At 63.8% G+C, this 20,619-nt stretch carries 16 protein-coding genes; 13 read left to right on the top strand and 3 right to left on the bottom strand.

The window, feature by feature from the left end; all coding sequences use genetic code 11:
• Positions 1-135 precede the first annotated feature (135 nt).
• Positions 136-1,299 carry a type III PLP-dependent enzyme gene (locus tag H6X51_RS15340; RefSeq protein WP_185268347.1) on the bottom strand — a complete coding sequence of 388 codons (1,164 nt, stop codon included), beginning with the start codon at positions 1,297-1,299 and terminating at the stop codon, positions 136-138.
• 425 nt (positions 1,300-1,724) lie between these two features.
• Here H6X51_RS15340 and glpD point away from each other — a divergent pair, with 425 nt between their 5' ends.
• The 5 genes from glpD (at position 1,725) to H6X51_RS15315 (ending at position 11,272) form a co-directional block, all read left to right on the top strand.
• Positions 1,725-3,260: a glycerol-3-phosphate dehydrogenase gene (gene glpD, locus H6X51_RS15335; RefSeq protein ID WP_185268346.1), complete on the top strand. Its 1,536-nt coding sequence runs from the start codon at positions 1,725-1,727 to the stop codon at positions 3,258-3,260.
• A gap of 235 nt (positions 3,261-3,495) precedes the next feature.
• On the top strand, positions 3,496-3,834 hold the full coding sequence (locus tag H6X51_RS15330) for a hypothetical protein (RefSeq protein WP_185268345.1): 339 nt from the start codon (positions 3,496-3,498) through the stop codon (positions 3,832-3,834).
• A 206-nt stretch (positions 3,835-4,040) separates the two neighbouring features.
• Entirely contained in the window at positions 4,041-5,825 is a 1,785-nt protein-coding gene (gene atzF, locus H6X51_RS15325) for an allophanate hydrolase (RefSeq protein WP_185268344.1), read from the top strand.
• Between the two features lie 16 nt (positions 5,826-5,841).
• Positions 5,842-9,459: an urea carboxylase gene (gene uca / locus H6X51_RS15320; RefSeq protein ID WP_185268343.1), complete on the top strand. Its 3,618-nt coding sequence runs from the start codon at positions 5,842-5,844 to the stop codon at positions 9,457-9,459.
• Positions 9,460-9,682: 223 nt separating this feature from the next.
• Positions 9,683-11,272, top strand: a complete 1,590-nt coding sequence (locus tag H6X51_RS15315; RefSeq protein ID WP_185268342.1) for a peptide chain release factor 3 — start codon at positions 9,683-9,685, stop codon at positions 11,270-11,272.
• A 227-nt stretch (positions 11,273-11,499) separates the two neighbouring features.
• Here H6X51_RS15315 and H6X51_RS15310 read toward each other — a convergent pair whose 3' ends face one another.
• Positions 11,500-11,757 carry a DUF1289 domain-containing protein gene (locus tag H6X51_RS15310; protein WP_185268341.1) on the bottom strand — a complete coding sequence of 86 codons (258 nt, stop codon included), beginning with the start codon at positions 11,755-11,757 and terminating at the stop codon, positions 11,500-11,502.
• Positions 11,758-11,883: 126 nt separating this feature from the next.
• Here H6X51_RS15310 and nrdA point away from each other — a divergent pair, with 126 nt between their 5' ends.
• The 4 genes from nrdA (at position 11,884) to H6X51_RS15290 (ending at position 16,220) form a co-directional block, all read left to right on the top strand.
• Positions 11,884-14,160 (top strand): class 1a ribonucleoside-diphosphate reductase subunit alpha, encoded by a 2,277-nt coding sequence (nrdA, locus tag H6X51_RS15305; protein WP_221627378.1) that lies wholly within the window; start codon positions 11,884-11,886, stop codon positions 14,158-14,160.
• Positions 14,161-14,264: 104 nt separating this feature from the next.
• On the top strand, positions 14,265-15,404 hold the full coding sequence (gene nrdB, locus H6X51_RS15300; RefSeq protein ID WP_235991367.1) for a class Ia ribonucleoside-diphosphate reductase subunit beta: 1,140 nt from the start codon (positions 14,265-14,267) through the stop codon (positions 15,402-15,404).
• Between the two features lie 2 nt (positions 15,405-15,406).
• Positions 15,407-15,667 (top strand): class I ribonucleotide reductase maintenance protein YfaE, encoded by a 261-nt coding sequence (yfaE, locus tag H6X51_RS15295; protein WP_185268339.1) that lies wholly within the window; start codon positions 15,407-15,409, stop codon positions 15,665-15,667.
• Between the two features lie 10 nt (positions 15,668-15,677).
• On the top strand, positions 15,678-16,220 hold the full coding sequence (locus tag H6X51_RS15290; RefSeq protein ID WP_185268338.1) for a DUF3087 domain-containing protein: 543 nt from the start codon (positions 15,678-15,680) through the stop codon (positions 16,218-16,220).
• Between the two features lie 18 nt (positions 16,221-16,238).
• Here the strand turns inward: H6X51_RS15290 and H6X51_RS15285 are convergent, their stop codons facing one another.
• Positions 16,239-17,594 (bottom strand): DUF1329 domain-containing protein, encoded by a 1,356-nt coding sequence (locus H6X51_RS15285; RefSeq protein ID WP_185268337.1) that lies wholly within the window; start codon positions 17,592-17,594, stop codon positions 16,239-16,241.
• A 225-nt stretch (positions 17,595-17,819) separates the two neighbouring features.
• Here H6X51_RS15285 and H6X51_RS15280 point away from each other — a divergent pair, with 225 nt between their 5' ends.
• From H6X51_RS15280 to H6X51_RS15265, 4 genes are read left to right on the top strand one after another with little or no spacing between them, the layout of a single operon-like run.
• Complete coding sequence (locus H6X51_RS15280; RefSeq protein WP_185268336.1) at positions 17,820-18,278, top strand: EVE domain-containing protein; 459 nt, start codon at positions 17,820-17,822, stop codon at positions 18,276-18,278.
• Positions 18,279-18,325: 47 nt separating this feature from the next.
• Positions 18,326-19,123, top strand: coding sequence for a TatD family hydrolase (locus H6X51_RS15275; protein WP_185268335.1), 798 nt, complete (start codon positions 18,326-18,328; stop codon positions 19,121-19,123).
• Positions 19,124-19,179: 56 nt separating this feature from the next.
• On the top strand, positions 19,180-19,644 hold the full coding sequence (locus H6X51_RS15270) for a multidrug transporter (protein ID WP_185268334.1): 465 nt from the start codon (positions 19,180-19,182) through the stop codon (positions 19,642-19,644).
• 36 nt (positions 19,645-19,680) lie between these two features.
• Positions 19,681-20,511, top strand: coding sequence for an SDR family oxidoreductase (locus H6X51_RS15265; RefSeq protein ID WP_185268333.1), 831 nt, complete (start codon positions 19,681-19,683; stop codon positions 20,509-20,511).
• Positions 20,512-20,619: the final 108 nt, after the last annotated feature.

Here is a 20,619-nt window from a genome sequence, read left to right as displayed (position 1 = left end):
GACCCAGGGTGCCACGCAATACAGCGCAGGCCGGGATGAAACCCGGCCCTTTCGGGTTGGCGAGCACCTGCTCGACGACGTCGGCGACAGCAAACCCACAGTCGTAGCGCAGGGGCACCATGCCCCTGCCCGGCTTCAGACGTAAAACGCCTCCAACGGCGGGAAGCCATTGAACTCGATGGAGCTGTAGCTGGTGGTATAGGCGCCGGTGGACAGCCAGTACATACGATCACCGATGGCCAGGTTCAGCGGCAGGCCATACTTGTAGTTCTCGTACATGATATCGGCGCTGTCGCAGGTCGGGCCGGCGATCACCGCCTCTTCCAACTCGCCACGCTTGTCGGTCCAGATCGGGAACTTGATCGCCTCGTCCATGGTTTCCACCAGGCCGGAGAACTTGCCGACGTCGGTGAACACCCAGCGCTCCAGCGCGGTATGCGACTTGCGCGAGACCAGTACCACCTCACTGACCAGCACGCCGGCGTTGGCGATCAGCGAGCGGCCCGGCTCGAGGATGATTTCCGGCAGTTCCTCGCCGAAGTCTTCCTGCAGGAAGCGGGTGATTTCCTCGGCGTAGGTCTGCAGGGTGTTGGTCTTGGTCAGGTAGTTGGCCGGGAAGCCACCGCCCATGTTGATCATCTTCAATACGATGCCGTCTTCTTCCTTCAGACGCTCGAAGATCACCTTGACCTTGGCGATGGCTCCGTCCCAGGCGCCGATATCGCGCTGCTGCGAGCCGACGTGGAAGGATACGCCGTAGGGCTCCAGGCCCAGCTCCCGGGCCAGCACCAGCAGGTCCATGGCCATGTCGCTCTGGCAACCGAACTTGCGTGACAGCGGCCAGTCAGCGGTGGTCGAACCCTCGGTCAGGATGCGCACGTAGACCTTCGAGCCGGGCGCGGCCTTGGCGATATTGCGCAGGTCCGCCTCGGAGTCGGTGGCATACATGCGCACACCCTTCTCATAGAAGGCGCGGATGTCGCGGGACTTCTTGATGGTGTTGCCGTAGCTGATCTGCTCAGGCTTGACGCCCAGTGCCAGCACTTTCTCCAGCTCGTAGATGGAGGCGATGTCGAAGTTCGATCCCTTGTTCTTCAGCAGGCCCAGCACTTCATTGGCCGGGTTGGCCTTCACCGCATAGTAGACCTTGGCGTAGGGGAAGCCCGCTACCAGGTCGTCGTAGGCACGATCGATGGTCTTGAGGTCAACCACCAGGAAAGGGGTTTCATGCTGATCAGCACAGGCACGGATGCGGCTGAAGGTGTCGCGGTCAAAATATTCGTCCAGCTTGATGGTCATGGCGTCGGCTCCAAAGCAATAGTTCTGGTGTCGGGCCGCGTGGGGACATGGGATCAGATGCAGGGCAGACAGGCGTACCCATGCGCCCGGCACAAAGCCAGGACAGGTACGCCTTCCGTAAGCGACTCTGAACGTATAGCCAACACACAACCCGGGGGTGCGAACGTCTGATCAGTATCCCCACTTTGGTTCGCCTACTTCCCAAGGCGTGCGCCGAAAGCAATAAGTCCGCTCCCCAGGGGAACCGGTCTTGCTGTCTCGTCGTCAGTACTTGAGCCGTATGGATCGTGCCAGCCTCAACGTTCGGTGCGCACCATAAAACCAAGTGACTTCGCGGTCAATAGGTGCAGACCATCAGTTGACGTCGAGTATGCAATAATCCACCGCGGGCACCTTCGCGCCCCACCTGACAGAGGAATCCCGACATGCCGGACGCGTCCGTTCACCAGCCCATTCTGGCAGCCGAAGATGACATTCATGATGTGCTGGTCATCGGCGGTGGGGTCAATGGCTGCGGCATCGCCATGGATGCCGCCGGACGCGGCCTCAAGGTATTGCTCTGTGAACAGGATGACCTGGCCTCGGCCACCTCCTCGCGCAGCAGCAAGCTGATCCACGGCGGCCTGCGCTATCTGGAGTTCTATCAGTTCCGTCTGGTCGGCAAGGCCCTGGCCGAGCGCGAGACACTGTTGCGCAACGCGCCGCACATCATCCGCCCGATGCGTTTCCGCCTGCCGCACCAGCCACACCTGCGCCCGGCCTGGATGATCCGCATCGGCCTGTTCCTCTATGACCACCTGGCCCGCCGGGAGACCCTGCCGGGCTCGCGCGGCCTGCGCTTCACTGCTGACAGCCCGCTACGGCCGCAGATCGTCCGCGGCTTCGAGTACTCCGACGCCTGGGTCGATGATGCCCGCCTGGTGGTGCTGACCGCCCAGGCCGCCGCCCGGCATGGCGCGCAGATTCTCACCCGCACCGGCTGCATCGCAGCGCAACGCGCCGATGGCCTGTGGCATGTCACCCTGGAGAACCGCCAGACCGGCCAGCGCAGCCAGCACCGCAGCCGGGCCCTGGTCAACGCCGCCGGCCCCTGGGTCGACCAGGTACTGGCATCGGTGGTGGAGACAGCGGTACGCCGCCCGCTGCGGCTGGTCAAGGGCAGCCATATCGTGGTGCCGCGCCTGCATCCGGGCGAGGAATCCTACATCCTGCAGAATACCGATAACCGCATCGTCTTCGTCATTCCCTACGAGGACGAGTTCAGCCTGATCGGCACCACCGACGTGGACTACCAGGGCAACCCTGCCGCCGCCAGCATCTCGGCGCAGGAGACCGACTATCTGCTGCGGGTGGTCAACGCGCATTTCCGCCAGCAGCTCAGCCGCAACGACATCGTCTGGAGCTATGCCGGGGTGCGGGCGCTGTTCGATGATGCCAACGGCAAGGCCCAGGCCGCCTCCCGCGACTACGCCCTGGATGTCGATACCCGGCCGGGGCAGGCACCTCTGCTGTCGGTACTCGGCGGCAAGATCACCACCTACCGGCGGCTGGCCGAGCAGGCCACCGATCAGCTGTGCGAACTGCTGCACAGCCCAGCCCGCGCCTGGACCGCGGGCAGCGTGCTGCCCGGCGGTGACTTCCAGGACCGCGATACGCTGCTGGCCGACCTGTACAAGCTCTATCCCTGGCTGCCGGACAGCCTGGCCCGGCGCTTCGCCCGTACCTATGGCACCCTGACCCATGAGCTGCTGCAGGGCTGCCACGGCATGGATGATCTGGGCCGGCATTTCGGCGCCGACCTGTATGCCCAGGAGGTCCGCTACCTGATCCAGCAGGAATGGGCACTTGATGCCGAAGACGTGCTCTGGCGGCGGACCAAACTGGGCCTGCATATCAAGGGCAATGCCGTAGCCGCCCTGCAGGACTTCATGGACATCCGCAGCAAGTGGCGCAAGGTCTAAAGCAAGGCAGGCAGCGCGGCATCCGTTTACGCCGATAGTTGACACTGGCAGATATTTTCCGCGCCAAGCTTCAGCCTGCTGGCCTCGGACCGCTCCCTGCAACGCTGGATCAAGCGTGCCGGCAACCTAGTGGTTCGAGCTGACCCATGAGCATCTGCAGGCCCAGCTGTCACAGCTGATCTGGATCTCCGCCGACGGATACCGCCTGGTCTACGCCAACCAGCAGGGCATCCGCATGGTGCGGCCCGGAGACGAGCGACTGGAGGAACTCGATGAAGTCATGGGCTGGGGCACCCGCATCAACCGGGTCCTGGACACCAACAGTCTCAGGATTCGCTGCCAGCAGATCATTCCGGTGCCGGCCAACACCGGCGAACAGCTGCACTTCGAGACCCTGCTGACGGTAGTCGATGAGCGCGGCGAACACATACCGCCCACGGAATTCATCAAGGTAGCCGCGGCCATCCATACCGCCGTCAGCGACATAGGCGTGGATTATGCCCAGGGGCACCTGTTCGGCCAGCCGGTCACGCTCGACCAACCTGCGCAACCGCTCGCAGCGCACCAGAGTTAGCCGTAGTCCCTCGGCTCGGCACCAAAGTTGCGCAGCCAATATCTCCCGTGCCCGGCCCGAGCCTTCATCAGCATCAGAAAAAAACCTACCAACCGATTGATTTTATTAGATAAAAACAAAAATCTCGGCATTGTCGACTGTTGGCACAGTCCCTGCTGAATACCCACTTGCATACAAGATGGTATTCCAGGAACCCAGGAGGCTCGATGCCGCAGCAAACCGGATGGACTATCGACGATTGGCGACAGGCCTATCGAAATGGCTCGCTCTCGCCCCGCAGCGCCCTGCACGCATTGCGCGCCTGCTTGCACAACAGCGATCCGGCATGGATCCATATTCTCTCCAACGCAGAACTGGATGCCCAGCTCGATCAGCTCGAGGCCCAGCCCGATGCCGCCGACCTGCCGCTGTATGGCATCCCCTTCGTGGTCAAGGACAACATCGATGTGGCCGGGCTGCCGACCACCGCCGCCTGCCCGGCCTTCGCCTATATCGCCAGCCGGGACGCCACCAGTGTCGCCCGGTTGCGCGCGGCCGGTGCCATCGTGCTGGCCAAGACCAACCTCGACCAGTTCGCCACCGGCCTGGTGGGCACCCGCTCGCCCTATGGCGCGGTGCCCAACAGCTTCAACCCGCAATACGTTTCCGGCGGTTCCAGTTCCGGCTCCGCCGTGGCCGTCGCCCGTGGCCTGGTGCCCTTCAGCCTGGGCACCGATACCGCCGGATCGGGTCGAGTGCCCGCCGGGTTCAACAATATCGTCGGACTGAAGCCCACCCGTGGTCGTTTCAGCACCAGCGGCGTGGTCCCTGCCTGCCGCAGCCTGGACTGCGTCTCGGTATTCGCCCTGAACGTGGCCGATGCCGAAGCGGTGGCCGCGGTACTCGAAGGCTTCGACCCTGACGACAGCTACTCGCGCAGCGCGCCATTACTGGCCACGCTGATGGGCCAGCAGCCGCGTTTCGGCATTCCCGCGCAACCGCAATGGTTTGGCGACCACCAGGCCGAGGCCGCCTGGACAGCCAGCCTGGCCAGGCTGCGTGACCTGGGCGTGGTACTGCAGGAGCTGGATTTCAGCCCCATGCACGAGCTGGCCCAGTTGCTCTACGGCGGGCCCTGGGTCGCCGAACGGCATGCCGCCATCAAGGAATTCTTCGGCACGCATGCCGAACAGATGAACGAAGTGGTGCGCAACATCCTTGCCCAGGCCAGCAACTTCAGCGCCGTCGACAGCTTCCGTGCCGAATACCACCGCGCCGATCTGGCCCGCCAGATCCACACCCTGATGCAGTCGGTGGATGCCCTGCTGGTACCCACCGCACCTACCCTGCCGAGCCTCGCCGCCGTGGCGGCCGACCCGGTCGGCTGCAACAGTCAGCTGGGCATCTGGACCAATTTCGTCAATCTGGCCGACTGTTCGGCCCTGGCCTTGCCCGCCGGCATCCGTAGCGACGGCCTGCCCTTCGGCATCACCCTGATCGGCGCCGCCTGGCAGGATGCCGCGCTGGCCGAGTTCGGTCGGCGCTGGCAGCTCCATGCCCCCTGGCAAGGCGGCGCCACCGACCGCGAACTGCCGCCACCAGTCACTTCCGGCGAGGTGCCCGACGGCCATATACGCCTGGCCGTGGTCGGCGCCCATTTGCGCGGCATGCCGCTCAACTGGCAACTGACCGAACGCCACGCCCGCTTCGTCGAGGCCACCTACAGCGCCGACAACTACCGCCTGTTCGCGCTGCCCGACACCACACCACCAAAACCCGGCTTGATCCGCTCGGCCAGCGGCGCAGCGATCGCCGTCGAGCTATGGGACATGCCGACCCACCTGTTCGGCAGTTTCGTCGCTCTGATTCCCGCTCCGCTGGGCATCGGTACCCTGACCCTGCAGGACGGGCGCGAGGTAAAGGGCTTTATCTGCGAGGGCGCGGCCATCGAAGGCGCCACCGATATTACCCACCTGGGCGGCTGGCGCGCCTATATCGCCTCGCGCGGTTGATAAAGGAATGAAACAGATGCTGCATACCGTACTCATAGCCAACCGTGGCGAGATCGCCGTCCGCATTGCCCGCACCCTGAAGCGCATGGGCATAAGGTCCGTTGCCGTGTATTCCGATGCCGACCGCAACAGCGCCCATGTCGGCGCCTGCGACCAGGCCATCAGCCTGGGCGGCAACAGCGCCGCCGACAGCTACCTGCGCACCGACCTGATCCTCGCCGCCGCCCGCGAAAGCGGCGCCCAGGCGATCATTCCCGGCTATGGCTTTCTCTCCGAGAACGCCGTCTTCGCCGAACAGTGCGAAGCCGCCGGTATCGCCTTCTGCGGTCCGACGCCGCAACAGATCCGCCAGTTCGGCCTCAAGCACAGCTCGCGCGAGATCGCCGAACAGGCCGGCGTGCCGCTGACGCCCGGCACCGGGCTGCTTGGCTCGCTGGACGAGGCACTCAGTGCCGCCGAACAGCTGGGCTACCCGCTGATGCTGAAAAGCACCGCCGGCGGTGGCGGCATCGGCCTGACCCGCTGCGATGACCAGACGGCGCTGATCGACGCCTACGAAAGCGTCAAGCGCCTGGGCCAGAACTTCTTCAGCGACAGTGGCGTATTCCTCGAACGCTTCGTCGACAATGCCCGGCACGTCGAAGTGCAGATATTCGGTGACGGCCAGGGCAACGTGATCGCCCTTGGCGAACGCGATTGCTCACTGCAACGCCGCAACCAGAAGGTGGTCGAGGAAACCCCGGCGCCGCAGTTGCCAGCCGCCACCCGCCAACAACTGCTGGACGCCTCGGTCAGCCTCGGCAAGGCGGTCAATTACCGCTCCGCCGGCACCGTGGAATACATCTATGACGCCACCCGCGACGCCTTCTATTTCCTCGAAGTGAATACCCGCCTGCAGGTGGAACACCCGATCACCGAAGCCTGCACCGGCGTCGACCTGGTCGAATGGATGATCCTCAGCGCCGGCGGCCAGCCACCGGCGCTGGATATCGATATCCAGCCCAGCGGGGCGGCGATCGAGGTGCGCCTGTATGCCGAGGACCCGGTCCGCGACTTCCAGCCCTCGCCTGGCGTGCTGACCGAGGTCAGCTTCCCGGCCAGCGCCCGCATCGACACCTGGGTCGCCACCGGCACCGAGGTATCGCCCTATTACGACCCGATGATCGCCAAGATCATCGTGCATGGCCGCGACCGCGCCGAGGCCCTCGGCAAGCTGCGCGAGGTGCTCGACGCCACCCGCGTCGCCGGCATCGCCAGCAACCTGGATTACCTGCGGCAGATCATCGCCAGCGATTTCTTCGCCCGGGGCGACGTGGCCACCAACCGGCTGGCCAGCTTCGTTTACCGCCCGCCGGTGGTGGAGGTACTCCAGCCCGGCACCTACACCAGCGTGCAGGACTATCCCGGCCGCGCCGGCTACTGGAGCATCGGCGTGCCGCCCTCCGGGCCGATGGATGACTATGCCTTCCGCCTGGCCAACCGCATCGTCGGCAACCACGCCAGCGCCGCAGGCCTGGAATGCACCCTGATCGGCCCGACCCTGCGCTTTCACAGGGACACGCTGATCGCCCTGACCGGCGCCCGCTCGGATGCCAGGCTGGATGGCGAAAGCGTGCCCTTCTGGGTGCCGATCATGGTCAAGGCCGGGCAGGTGCTGGACGTCGGCAAGGCCGAAACCGGCTGCCGCAGCTATCTGGCAGTGCGCAACGGCTTCGACGTACCGGTCTACCTGGGCAGCCGCTCGACCTTCGCCCTCGGCCAGTTCGGCGGCCACGCCGGGCGCACCCTGCGCACCACCGACATGTTGCCGATCAGCGATCCGCGGATCGCCGCCTGCACCACGCCTGCGCCGGCGTATCAGCCCGCCGCCGCGCCAACCGCGCTGATTCCCGAGTACCCCGGCGAATGGGAAATCGGCGTGCTTTACGGCCCGCATGGCGCGCCGGACTTCTTCACCGACGACGCCATCGAGATGTTCTTCGCCACCGCCTGGGAAGTGCATTACAACTCCAACCGCCTGGGTATCCGCCTGAACGGCCCGAAGCCGACCTGGAGCCGCAGTGACGGTGGCGAGGCCGGACTGCACCCCTCCAACATCCACGACACCGAATACGCCGTCGGCTCGATCAACTTCACCGGCGACATGCCGGTGATCCTGACCAGGGATGGTCCCAGCCTCGGCGGTTTCGTCTGTCCGGTGACCATCGCCAAGGCCGAGCTGTGGAAAGTCGGCCAGGTCAAACCCGGTGACCGCATCCGCTTCAAGCGCCTGAGCTTCGACAGCGCGCTGGCCCTGGAACTGGCCACCGACCGTGCCATCGAGCAACTGGCCGCGCAGCCGGCGCCGGAAGCGCTGATGGAGAACCGCCCCGCGGGCACCCTGTGCGCCTGCATACTCGCCAGCCTGGCGGAACAGGGCGCGCGCCCGGAAGTTACCTACCGCCAGGCCGGCGACAAGTACATCCTGCTGGAATACGGCCCCAACGTGCTCGACCTGCGCCTGCGCCTGCGTGTGCATGCGCTGATGGAAGTGCTCGAGGCCAACCCCATCGACGGCATCATCGAACTGTCACCCGGGGTGCGCTCGTTGCAGGTCAACTACGACAGCCGGGTCATCCACCAGCGCGAACTGCTCGAGCAGCTGCTGAGCCTGGAAACCCGATTGCCGGACGCCGCCAGCCTGCGCGTGCCCAGCCGGGTCATCCACCTGCCCATGGCCTTCGAGGATTCCGCCACCCTGGATGCCGTGGCCCGCTATCGCCAGTCGGTGCGCGACAGCGCGCCCTGGCTGCCAAGCAACACCGAATTCATGCGCCGCATCAACGGCCTGGAGAGTATCGAACAGGTACGCGACATCCTGTTCAGCGCCAGCTACATGGTGCTCGGCCTGGGTGATGTCTACCTCGGCGCGCCCTGCGCGGTGCCGGTCGATCCGCGCCACCGCCTGCTGACCTCCAAGTACAATCCGGCGCGCACCTACACCGCCGAGGGCACCGTGGGCATCGGCGGCGTGTACATGTGCATCTACGGCATGGACTCGCCCGGCGGCTATCAGCTGGTCGGCCGCACCCTGCCGATCTGGAACAAGTTCCTCAAGAGCCCGGCCTTCGTCAACGGCGAGCCCTGGCTGCTGAAGTTCTTCGACCAGGTGCGTTACTACCCGGTCAGCGAGGCCGAACTGAGCGAACAGCGCGAGGCCTTCCGCGAGGGCCGCCTGGACCTGCGTATCGAGGAAAGCTGGTTCGATCTGGCCGAGCATGAGCGGTTTCTGCACGACCACGCCGACAGCATCGCCGCCTTCAAGGCCGACCAGCAGACCGCCTTCACCCGGGAAGTGGCACTGTGGCAGGCCGACGAACAGGCCCAGGTCGATGCTGCCCTGCGGCTGCCGGCCCGCAGCGGCCCCATCGAGGTGGACGGCCATGCGGTCACTGCCGATATCAGCGGCAATATCTGGAAGCTGCTGGTGGAACCCGGCCAGCGCGTGGAGATCAACCAACCGCTGCTGATCGTCGAGGCGATGAAGATGGAATTTGCCGTACATGCCGACCGCAGTGCCAGGGTCAGCGCGATTCACTGCGCGGCGGGCAGGCAGGTCAATGCCGGCGACCTGCTGTTGGTGCTTGAATCTTGAATAGTGAGCGGATGGAGGCCGGCCCGGCACATGCTCTTCGCCGCCCGGCCCAAGCTGCACCATAGCCCGCCGCGCCGCCGATAGGAGCATCTGTCGATTTTCTGCTTTGTTTGCCCCGGCGAATCGGCCACAATACGCGCCGATTCCCTTTATCCTCGCCTGGAGCCGGCTGGCGCGTTTCTCTGCCTTGGCTCCCTGCCCAGCAAAAACCGAACAGCACATTATGTCCAGCAAGCAGATTCAGCAAGAAGTCGCCAAACGCCGTACCTTCGCCATCATCTCCCACCCCGACGCGGGTAAGACCACCATCACCGAACGCCTGCTGCTGATGGGCAAGGCCATCGAGGTCGCCGGCACGGTCAAGTCGCGCAAGTCCGATCGCCATGCGACCTCGGACTGGATGGCGATGGAGAAGCAACGGGGCATCTCGATCACCACCTCGGTCATGCAGTTTCCCTACCGCGAGCACATGATCAACCTGCTCGACACCCCCGGTCACGAGGACTTCTCCGAAGACACCTACCGCACCCTGACCGCGGTGGACAGCGCGCTGATGATGATCGACGGCGGCAAGGGCGTGGAGCCGCGCACCATTGCCCTGATGAACGTCTGCCGCCTGCGCGACACGCCGATCATCAGTTTCGTCAACAAGCTCGACCGTGACATCCGCGACCCCATCGAGCTGCTGGACGAGATCGAGGAGGTGCTGGACATCAAGGCCGCGCCCATTACCTGGCCGATCGGCTGCTATCGCGAGTTCAAGGGTGTCTATCACCTGGCCAGGGACTGCATCTACGTCTACACCGCCGGGCATGGCCACGAACGCACCGAGGAAACCGTCATCCAGGGGCTGGACAGCGACGACGCCCGTGCCCTGCTGGGCGACATGTACGACGGCTTTCTGGAAGAGCTGGAACTGGTCCAGGGTGCCTGTCACGAATTCGACGCCGAGGCCTATCTGCAGGGCAAGCTGACCCCGGTGTTCTTCGGTACGGCGCTGGGCAACTTCGGCGTCAACCATGTGCTGGATGCCTTCGTCGACTGGTCTCCGGCACCGCTGTCGCGCATGACCCAGGAACGTGAGGTGGTACCCACGGAAGACACTTTCAGCGGCTTCGTTTTCAAGATCCAGGCCAACATGGACCCGCGGCACCGCGACCGCATCGCCTTCATGCGCGTCTGCTCCGGTAAATACGAGCAGGGCATGAAGATGCGTCACGTGCGCATCGGCAAGGACATCAAGATCACCGACGCCCTGACCTTCTTCTCCAGTGACCGCGAACGCCTGGAAGAGGCCTGGGGTGGCGATATCATCGGCCTGCACAACCATGGCACCATCCAGATCGGTGACACCTTCACCGCCGGCGAGAACATGAGCTTCACCGGTATCCCGCACTTTGCCCCGGAGCTGTTCCGCCGTGTCCGGCTGAAGGACCCGCTCAAATCCAAGCAACTGCGCCAGGGCCTGCAGGAGCTGGCCGAGGAAGGTGCCACCCAGGTGTTCTTCCCGGAACGCAACAACGACATCATTCTCGGTGCGGTCGGGGTACTGCAGTTCGATGTGGTCGCCAGCCGCCTGAAGGAAGAATACAAGGTCGAGTGCCTGTACGAACCGGTGAACGTCTGGTCCGCCCGCTGGATCGAATCGACCGACAAGAAGAAGCTCGCCGAATTCAGCAGCAAGGCCATGGAGAACCTGGCCATCGATGGCGGTGGGCATCTGACCTACCTGGCACCGACCCGGGTCAATCTCAGCCTGACCGAGGAACGCTGGCCGGAAATCCGCTTCAACGCCACCCGCGAGCATCATTGATACCTAGCCGCACCGTCATCCTCGGCGCACGACTAAACCCGTCATCCTGCGCCTCCCCCGCCATCCTTCGCTTCCCCGTCATCCTTCGCGAAGGCGAAGGATCTACCGGCCACTCCGAGTCAACCGACACCCTGGATCCTCGGCCTACGCCGAGGATGACGAGAGAGGGTGTCGGCCTGTAGAGAAGGTGGCAACCTGCAGAGAAGAGGTTGGACCATGGGAAGGACCTAGAACAGGTCGGACTGGTCCGCTTGCGTGCTGCTGGCGTCGTCCTGTCGCAATGCCGCTTCCTGCTTCGCCCGCAGCACTCTCGCCTTGCGCGACTGGCACAGGCGCACCACCTGGCGCTTCTGCTCGGCCGACAGTTGCAGCCAGTAGAGGCGTTCCTCCCGCGAGCGAAAGCAGCCTTTGCAGAAGCCTTTGCTATTGACTTCGCAGACGCCTATGCATGGACTGGGTATTTCGAAAAATTCAAGCTGATTCATATTTGACCCCAGCGCCATTGCACTCTATATTGCGTTCATTCGAGCTTTCATCACTATATATTGTGTATTTCACATACATCGATTTTGCGTCTGAATCAAGCCCTTTTTATCACCAGGATGAGCCCCATGACCGATTTCCAGTCCCTCAAAGTAACCAAGCGTGACGGCCGTCAGGAACCCATTGACCTGGACAAGATCCACCGCGTGCTGGATTGGGCCGCCGAGGGTCTGGACAATGTATCGGTTTCCCAGGTCGAACTGAAATCGCAGATCCAGCTGTACGACGGCATTCGCAGCCAGGATATCCACGAGACCATCATCAAGGCCGCCGCCGACCTGATCTCCCAGGATACCCCCGACTACCAGTACATGGCCGCGCGCCTGGCGATCTTCCATCTGCGCAAGATAGCCTATGGTCAGTTCGAACCGCCACACCTGTTCGACCACGTCACCACGCTGACGGAAATGAGCCGCTATGACCAGCACATTCTGCGCGACTACAGTCGCGATGAGTTCGACACCCTCAACGACTACATCGACCACAGCCGCGACCTGAACTTCTCCTACGCGGCGGTCAAGCAGCTGGAAGGCAAGTACCTGATCCAGGACCGCGTCAGCCGCCGGGTCTATGAAAGCCCGCAGATGCTCTACATGCTGATCGGCATGTGTCTGTTCGCCGATTACCCGCAGGATAGCCGGCTGGGCTACATCAAGCGCTTCTACGACGCCATCTCGACCTTCAAGATCTCGCTGCCGACGCCGATCATGTCCGGCGTGCGCTCGCCGTCGCGGCAGTTCAGCTCCTGCGTGCTGATCGAGTGCGGTGACAGCCTGGATTCGATCAACGCCACCACCTCGGCGATCGTCAAGTACGTATCCCTGCGCGCCGGTATCGGCATCAACGCCGGACGTATCCGCGCCGTCGGCAGCCCGATCCGTGGCGGCGAAGCGCAGCACACCGGCTGTATCCCGTTCTTCAAGCTGTTCCAGGCAGCGGTCAAGTCCTGCTCTCAGGGCGGCGTGCGCGGTGGCGCAGCCACGCTGTTCTACCCGCTGTGGCACCTGGAAGTGGAGTCGCTGCTGGTGCTGAAGAACAACCGTGGCGTCGAAGAGAACCGCGTGCGGCACATGGACTACGGCGTGCAGATCAACCGCACCCTGTACCAGCGCCTGATTAAGAATGGCAACATCACCCTGTTCTCGCCACATGATGTTCCCGGCCTGTACGACGCCTTCTTCGCCGATCAGGACGAGTTCGAGCGGCTGTACGAGAAGTACGAGCAGGACCCGTCGATCCGCAAGCGCAGCATGCCGGCGGTCGAACTGTTCTCGCTGATGATGCAGGAGCGCTCCAGCACCGGTCGCATCTATATCCAGAACGTCGACCACTGCAACACCCACAGCCCGTTCGACCCGAAGGTGGCACCGGTGCGCCAGTCCAACCTGTGCCTGGAAATCGCCCTGCCGACCAGCCCGCTGCAGGGCGTGGATGACGGCAGCGGCGAAATCGCCCTGTGCACCCTGTCGGCACTGAACCTGGGCGCGATCAACAGCCTGGAAGAACTGGAAGAGCTGGCCGACCTGGCAGTGCGCGCGCTGGACTCGCTGCTGGACTACCAGGACTACCCGATCGAAGCGGCACGCAAAGCCTCGATGAAGCGTCGCACCCTGGGTATCGGCGTGATCAACTTCGCCAACTACCTGGCCAAGAACGGCGTGAAATACTCCGACGGCTCGGCCAACAACCTGACCCACCGCACCTTCGAGGCGATCCAGTACTACCTGCTCAAGGCCTCCAACCAGCTGGCCCGCGAGCGCGGCGCCTGCTCCGGCTTCAACGAGACCACCTATGCCCAGGGTATCCTGCCGATCGATACCTACAAGAAGGACCTGGACGCGATCTGCTCCGAGCCGCTGCATCTGGACTGGGAAGGGCTGCGCGCCGACATCCGCGAACACGGTCTGCGCAACTCGACGCTGTCCTCGCTGATGCCGTCGGAAACCTCCAGCCAGATCTCCAACGCCACCAACGGCATCGAGCCGCCGCGCGGCCTGGTCACCGTCAAGCAGTCCAAGGACGGTATCCTCAAGCAGGTGGTGCCGGACTACGAGGAGCTCAAGGGTGCCTACGAGCTGCTGTGGCAGATGCCCGGCAACGATGGCTACCTGCAACTGGTCGGCATCATGCAGAAGTTCGTCGACCAGGCGATCTCGGCCAACACCAACTACGATCCGCAGCGTTTCGAGGGTGGTCGTGTGCCGATGAAGCAACTGCTCAAGGACCTGCTGACCGCCTACAAGTTCGGCCTCAAGACCCTGTACTACCAGAACACCCGCGATGGCGCCGATGATGCGCAGAGCGATATGGCCGATGACTGCGCTGGTGGTGCGTGCAAGATCTGAAGTTCCCCCCTCTCCCCGGCCCTCTCCCGCAGGGGGAGAGGGGGAAACCACCACCCCCTCCCCACCAGCAACCTCCAGCTTTCCGGTTCCTTGAGGGCCAATTGATGAAAATGAAATACAGCACCTTTTCCCAGACCGACAACAACCAGATGCGCGAGCCGATGTTCCTCGGCCAGCCGGTCAACGTTGCCCGCTATGACCAGCAGAAGTACCCGATCTTCGAGAAACTGATCGAGAAGCAGCTGTCGTTCTTCTGGCGCCCGGAGGAAGTCGATGTATCCCAGGATCGCATCGACTTCCGCAACCTGCCGGATCACGAGAAACACATCTTCCTCAGCAACCTGAAATACCAGACGTTGCTGGACTCGATCCAGGGTCGCAGCCCGAACGTGGCCTTCCTGCCGCTGGTATCCATCCCCGAGCTGGAGACCTGGATCGAGACCTGGTCGTTCTCCGAGACCATCCACAGCCGCTCGTACACCCACATCATCCGCAATATCGTCAACGATCCGGCGGTGGTGTTCGACGATATCGTGCGCAACCGCCACATCATCGAGCGCGCCGGCGATATCTCCAACTACTACGACGAGCTGATCCAGTACGGCAACCTGTACAACCAGTTCGGCGAGGGTACCCACCAGCTCGGTGGCCGCAGCGTGACCATCGAGCGCTTCGAGCTGAAGAAGAAGCTGTACATGTGCATGATGTCGGTGAACGTGCTGGAGGCGATCCGCTTCTATGTCAGCTTCGCCTGCTCCTTCGCCTTCGCCGAGCGCCGGCTGATGGAAGGCAACGCCAAGATCATCCGCCTGATCGCCCGCGACGAGGCGCTGCACCTGACCGGCACTCAGCATATCCTCAATATCATGCAGGAAGGCGTGGACGACCCGGAAATGGCCGAAGTCGCCCAGGCCTGCCATGAGCAGTGCATCGAGCTGTTCCGCCATGCCGCCGAGCAGGAGAAGCAGTGGGCCGAGTACCTGTTCAAGGACGGCTCGATGATCGGGTTGAACTACAGTATCCTCAGCCAGTACGTCGAGTACATCACCAACCTGCGGATGAACGCGGTCGGCCTGGAGCCGATCTTCCCCAAATCCACGCAGAACCCGATCCCCTGGATCAATGCCTGGCTGGTCTCGGATAACGTGCAGGTGGCGCCCCAGGAGGTCGAGGTCAGCTCCTACCTGGTCGGCCAGATCGACTCCGAGGTATCGGTGGAGGACCTGGGCGAGTTCGAGCTGTAGGCGTGCAGGTATTCACCCGCGACACCTTCTTCGAGCTGGAGGAGGATGAAAGCCTGCTGGAAGGCCTGGAACGTACCGGCCATCATGTCGAGTACCAGTGCCGCAGTGGCTACTGCGGCGCTTGCCGGGTCAAACTCAAGGTCGGCAGCGTGGTCTACCCGAAACCACCGCTGGCCTTTCTCAAGCGTGACGAGATCCTGCCCTGCTGCTGCCGGCCGGCGGAACCCATCGTCATCAACGTGCCGCTGAAAAGCAAACTCTGAGGGCCAGCCGATGTTCGAGATTCAGCCCATGGATGCCGAACTGTACCGCCAGCAGACCCGCCGCAGCACACTGGTGCTGTGCGCGATCCTGGCTGCCCTGTGCATCGCGCTGGCCACTCTGTCGGTGAGCCTGTTCGGCGAGCCCGGCGGCAACAACTTCCGCTGGAACCTGGGCGGCGTGGTGGCCGGACTGCTGCTGACCATCGCCGTGGTACGCCTGTACCTGTGGCAGCAGCCGTGGATGGCCCCGGCGGTCTATGGCTTTCGCCTCAAGCGCAACCTGATGAAGGTGACCAATATCCTGCATCAGGTCGAGGCCGGCGTCGCCGCCAGGGATGCGACCGCCATGCGCGTGCAGCGCTTCTATCACCTGGGCCTGCTGCAGATGCACCAGCTCGACGGCAACAGCAGTGCCATCAGCGATATGGTCAAGGCGGTGGACCTGCACCGCGAGCAGATGCTGGCCGAAGGCCTGGACCCCGAGCAACAGCGCCTGGACCCCGCCTGGCTCGCCAGCATCAGCGAACGCTGGCGCGACCACAAGCGCCGCTAGGACGGTGCGCCAGCCTGCTCAGTTGCCGGCGCGGCGCAGCGCCTGGGGCGAGAAGTCCCGCGGTGACATGGGGTAGTCAAAGTCGTACATCGGCTCGTTGTTGTCCAGGCCATCGACGAAGTAGTTGCCGGTCTTCAGGTGATACAGGGTTTCCAGGGTGCTGTTGAACATCGGCAGTTCGTAGTAGCTGATGGGATGGCTTTCCTGCAGGCCCACCAGCTCACCGCTGGTATCGCGCAGGTCCACCGCCAGGATCTGCCAGCTGTCCTCGTCGATATAGAAGCGCCGTGTGTGATAGGGATGGGAGTAGCCGGTACGCAGATTGGCCTCCACCACCCACACCCGGTGCAGCTCATAGCGCAGCAGTTCGGGGTTGAGGGTTTTCGGCAGCACGATGCGATCGTAGTCGATGCCCTGCTGGTGGACTGCATAGCTGTTGTAGGGCACCAGCATTTCCTGCTTGCCCACCAGCGTCCACTCGTAGCGGTCCGGTGCACCGTTATAGGAATCCACCACGTCGGCGGTAGCCAGGCCACTGGTGTCGGGCTGGATCGAATCGTAGGCCAGCGACGGCAACCGCCGCACACGCCGGTCGCTGGGGCTGTAACGCCAGGCGCGGCGGGTGGTCAGCACCTGGTCCAGCGGGTCCTGCACCACCAGCGAGGTGCCGGACAGCTTGGCTGGCGCGGTAACCTGGTAGCGGTAGTACAGCAGGGTGTTGTCCATGGCCTCGTGGGTCATGCCCTCGCGGTTGTAGACGTAGTAGACATAGCGCTCACGCTTGATCAGGTTGCTGCGACCATTGATCACCACCGCCTGGTTGTTGATGAAGTGAGTCTGCTCACCCTTGTAGTGCAGGATATGGTTCCAGATGATCTCCATACCGTTCTGCGGGATGGGGAACGGAATACCGGCCACCGCCCCGGCGATACCGTTGCCGTTGGCGATCAGCTCGGCCTGTTCGGCATTGGCCCGGGTGGCATCATAGATACGCTGCGGTGCGGCGGCACTGCGGCGGGTCGGGTAGACCTGCAGATAATACTCCGGATTGCGCTCCAGCAGATCGGCCAGGCCGGCCGGCAGCAACGGCCGGTGCTGGGCCAGGTCGGCGCCAGCGACGCGGTAGAGCACCGCATCCGCGGCATAGGGATCGGGGTGATGCATTCCGCGCTGGTAGTGGGCTGGCGGTGTCACGCCGCCGGTCCAGGCCGGGATGGTGCCCTGCGGGTTGCCGGCACGCTCGGCACCCAGCGGCGTCAGGTCGGCACCCAGACGGGCCGCTTGGGCCGGGTCCACCTTGGCCTGGGCCTGGAAGGCCAGAGCGGCCAGAGCGGCCAGAGCGGCCAGCAATGCAACGCCAAACTTCCTGTACATGTGCAACTCCTTGCGAGCGATTACCTACTGCCCGCCGGCAGCGCCGACCGGTAATCAGATTAGCGGTAAAAGTGTCAAAACCGCGGAATTGTAGCGCGAAAAACCCTGCATTCCCGCATGCGCTACAAATTGACACACTCCGCCTCCTTGCCGATGGCGGGCGAGCAGGGTCTGGTGCATCATGCTCACTGCCCCATCACCCTTTCCGTTCAATGGATCAATGGCATGAGCTACTGGCTGGTAAAGACCGAACCCTCCGAATGCAGCATCGATGATTTTGCCCGGGCGCCGGATACCCCGATTCGCTGGGATGGCGTGCGCAACTTCCAGGCGCGCAACTTTCTCATGCAGATGAGCGAAGGCGACCTGGTGCTGATCTACCACTCCAGCTGCCGGCAGATCGGCATCGCCGGTATCGCCCGGGTGGTCGCCAGCGCCTATCCCGACCCCAGCCAGTTCGAGCCCGCCTCACCTTACTTCGATGCGCGCAGCAGCAGCGACAAGCCCCGCTGGCAGGCGGTCGATCTGATCTTCGAGCGCCGCTTCGCGCAGGTACTGTCGCTGGAGCAGATCAAGACGCTGGCAGGTCTGGAAGGGCTGCCGCTGGTACAGCGCGGCAGCCGGCTGTCGGTGATGCCGGTGACTCCGGAACAATGGCAAATCCTGCTCGAACAGGCCGGCTGAGCAGCGTCACGCTTGCACATCAGCCCAGCGGTGACGATGCTATGGGCATGAACATCTATATCGACACCCACACCCACCTGGACTTTGCCGATTTCGATGCCGACCGCCAGGCGGTGCTCGCCGACAGCTACCGACTGGGCGTACGTCGCCTGCTGCTGATGGGCGTGACCCAGGATAACTGGGAACGCCTGTGGCAACTGGTCGAGGATGACTCCCGGCTGTATGCCGCGTTCGGGCTGCACCCGGTGTTTCTCGACCAGCACCGCGAGGAAGATCTGCAACAGCTGCGCGATCGTCTGCAGCAACACGCCGGCGATCCGCGCTGCTGCGCGGTGGGCGAGTTCGGCCTCGACTACTTTATCGACCACCCCGACCGCGAACGGCAACAGAGGCTGTTCGAAGCCCAGCTGCAGATCGCCGCTGATGTCGAGCTGCCCGTGCTGCTGCATGTACGCCGTGCCCATGCCCCGGTGATCGCTGCGTTGAAACGCTACCAGTTGCGCCGGGCGGGCATCATCCATGCCTTTTCCGGCAGCGCCGAAGAGGCCCGCGAGTATATTCGCCTGGGTTTCAAGCTGGGCCTGGGCGGTGCGGCCACCTGGCCGCAGGCCAAGCGCATGCACCGGGTCATTGCCCAGCTGCCGGCACACAGCCTGGTGCTGGAGACCGACAGCCCGGACATGGCCCCGGCATTTCGACCCTATCAGCGCAACAGCCCACAGAACCTGCCACAGATCTGTGCCGAGCTGGCCGAACTGCGCGGCGAATCGGCCGAACAACTGGCCCGCCAGTGCCTGCATAACACCTGTGAATTGTTCGACTGGTCCGTGACGGCGGTGTCCTGAACGCAGAGGTCTGGTACAGTCAGGGCATCGAACAAACGCCGTCGCAAGGAGACTCCATGCCGTTGGGCATCACCCTGTTGCTGATCTGGCTGATACTGCTGGTGCGCTTCCCGCGCATCATGCTTCCGGTCAGTGGTGTCATCGTCGCCATCACCCTGCTGCTGGCAGCCGGTGTCGGCATATGGCAATGGCGACATGACCGGCAGGTGCAGCAACTGGAGATCAGCGTGCGTCATGTGCCCGACCAGTGCGATTTCGGCAAGCCACTGCAGGTCAGCATCCGCAATACCGGCCAGCGCACCGCCACCCAGATCACCTGGCACCTGCGCGCGGTACAGCCCGGGTACAACACCAACCTGCTGGATACCGGCGTCAGCGACGGCATCTACCAGCTCAGCCAACCGCTGCCGGCCGCCGGGCAATGGCAACAGTGCTACAGCGTGCCGCGTCTGCGCAGCGGCTATCGGGCCGGCGACCTGCAATACCAGGCCGAGCGCGTTCGGGCCGAGTTTCACGATTGAATCGACCATTACAACAAGGATAAAGGGACCACTCCCATGAGCAACCCCGTCGCACTGATCACCGGCTGTTCCAGTGGCATCGGCCAGGCCCTGGCCCAGGTCTGCCTGGATGAGGGCTACACCGTCTATGCCACCGCACGCAATCCCGACACCCTGGCCCCGCTGACTGCCCGGGGCGCCATCGCCGTGACCCTGGATGTCAACGATGCCGCTCAGGTAGCGGCCTGCAGCGGGTTGCTGCGCCAGCAGGCCGGGCGCCTGGATCTGCTGGTCAACAACGCCGGCTACGGCGCCATGGGGCCGGTACTGGATGCCGACCGCGCCACCTTGCTCAAACAATTCGACACCAACGTCTTCGCGCCGCTGGAACTGGTTCGCGCCAACGCCGACCTGCTGCGCGACAGCCAGGGGCTGATCGTCAATATCGGTAGCGTGTCCGGGGTCACCACTACCCCGTTCTCCGGTGTGTACTGCGCCTCCAAGGCGGCGCTGCATGCGCTGTCCGACGCCCTGCGCCTGGAACTGGCGCCCTTCGGCATCAGTGTCCTGACCGTGCAGCCGGGCGCCATTGCCTCGGACTTCGGCAACAATGCCAGCGCCGCCATCACCATGGCCGATGCCTCCTGGTTCAAGCCCTGGGAAAAGGCCGTGCAGGCGCGGGCCAACGCCTCGCAGAAGGCCAGCTCGACCTCGGCACGGGATTTCGCCGTGGAGTTGATGGGCTACATCAAGAACCCGCTACGCCCGGAAACCGCGCTGATCGGCTCCGGCGCCCGCAGCATGGTGCGGCTGAAACGCTGGCTGCCGACCTCGGTGCTGGATAGTCGGCTGCGCAAGCGCTTCGGGCTGGACCGCAAGCCCGGTTGAGCCGGCGGGCCTGTTTGCCTGGTCTTGCGCTATCGCGGCGGGGCGCCGCTTGTATGGTTTTCCTGCAGGTCCAAAATGGGACCTGTCAGGGTGGAGGGGCTAGCGTCG

This window comes from Halopseudomonas xiamenensis (genome assembly GCF_014219065.1).
Classification (GTDB): Bacteria; Pseudomonadota; Gammaproteobacteria; order Pseudomonadales; family Pseudomonadaceae; genus Halopseudomonas; species Halopseudomonas xiamenensis.
The sequence above is the reverse complement of the archived record's forward strand: the minus strand, read 5'-3'. Positions and strand labels throughout refer to the sequence as shown.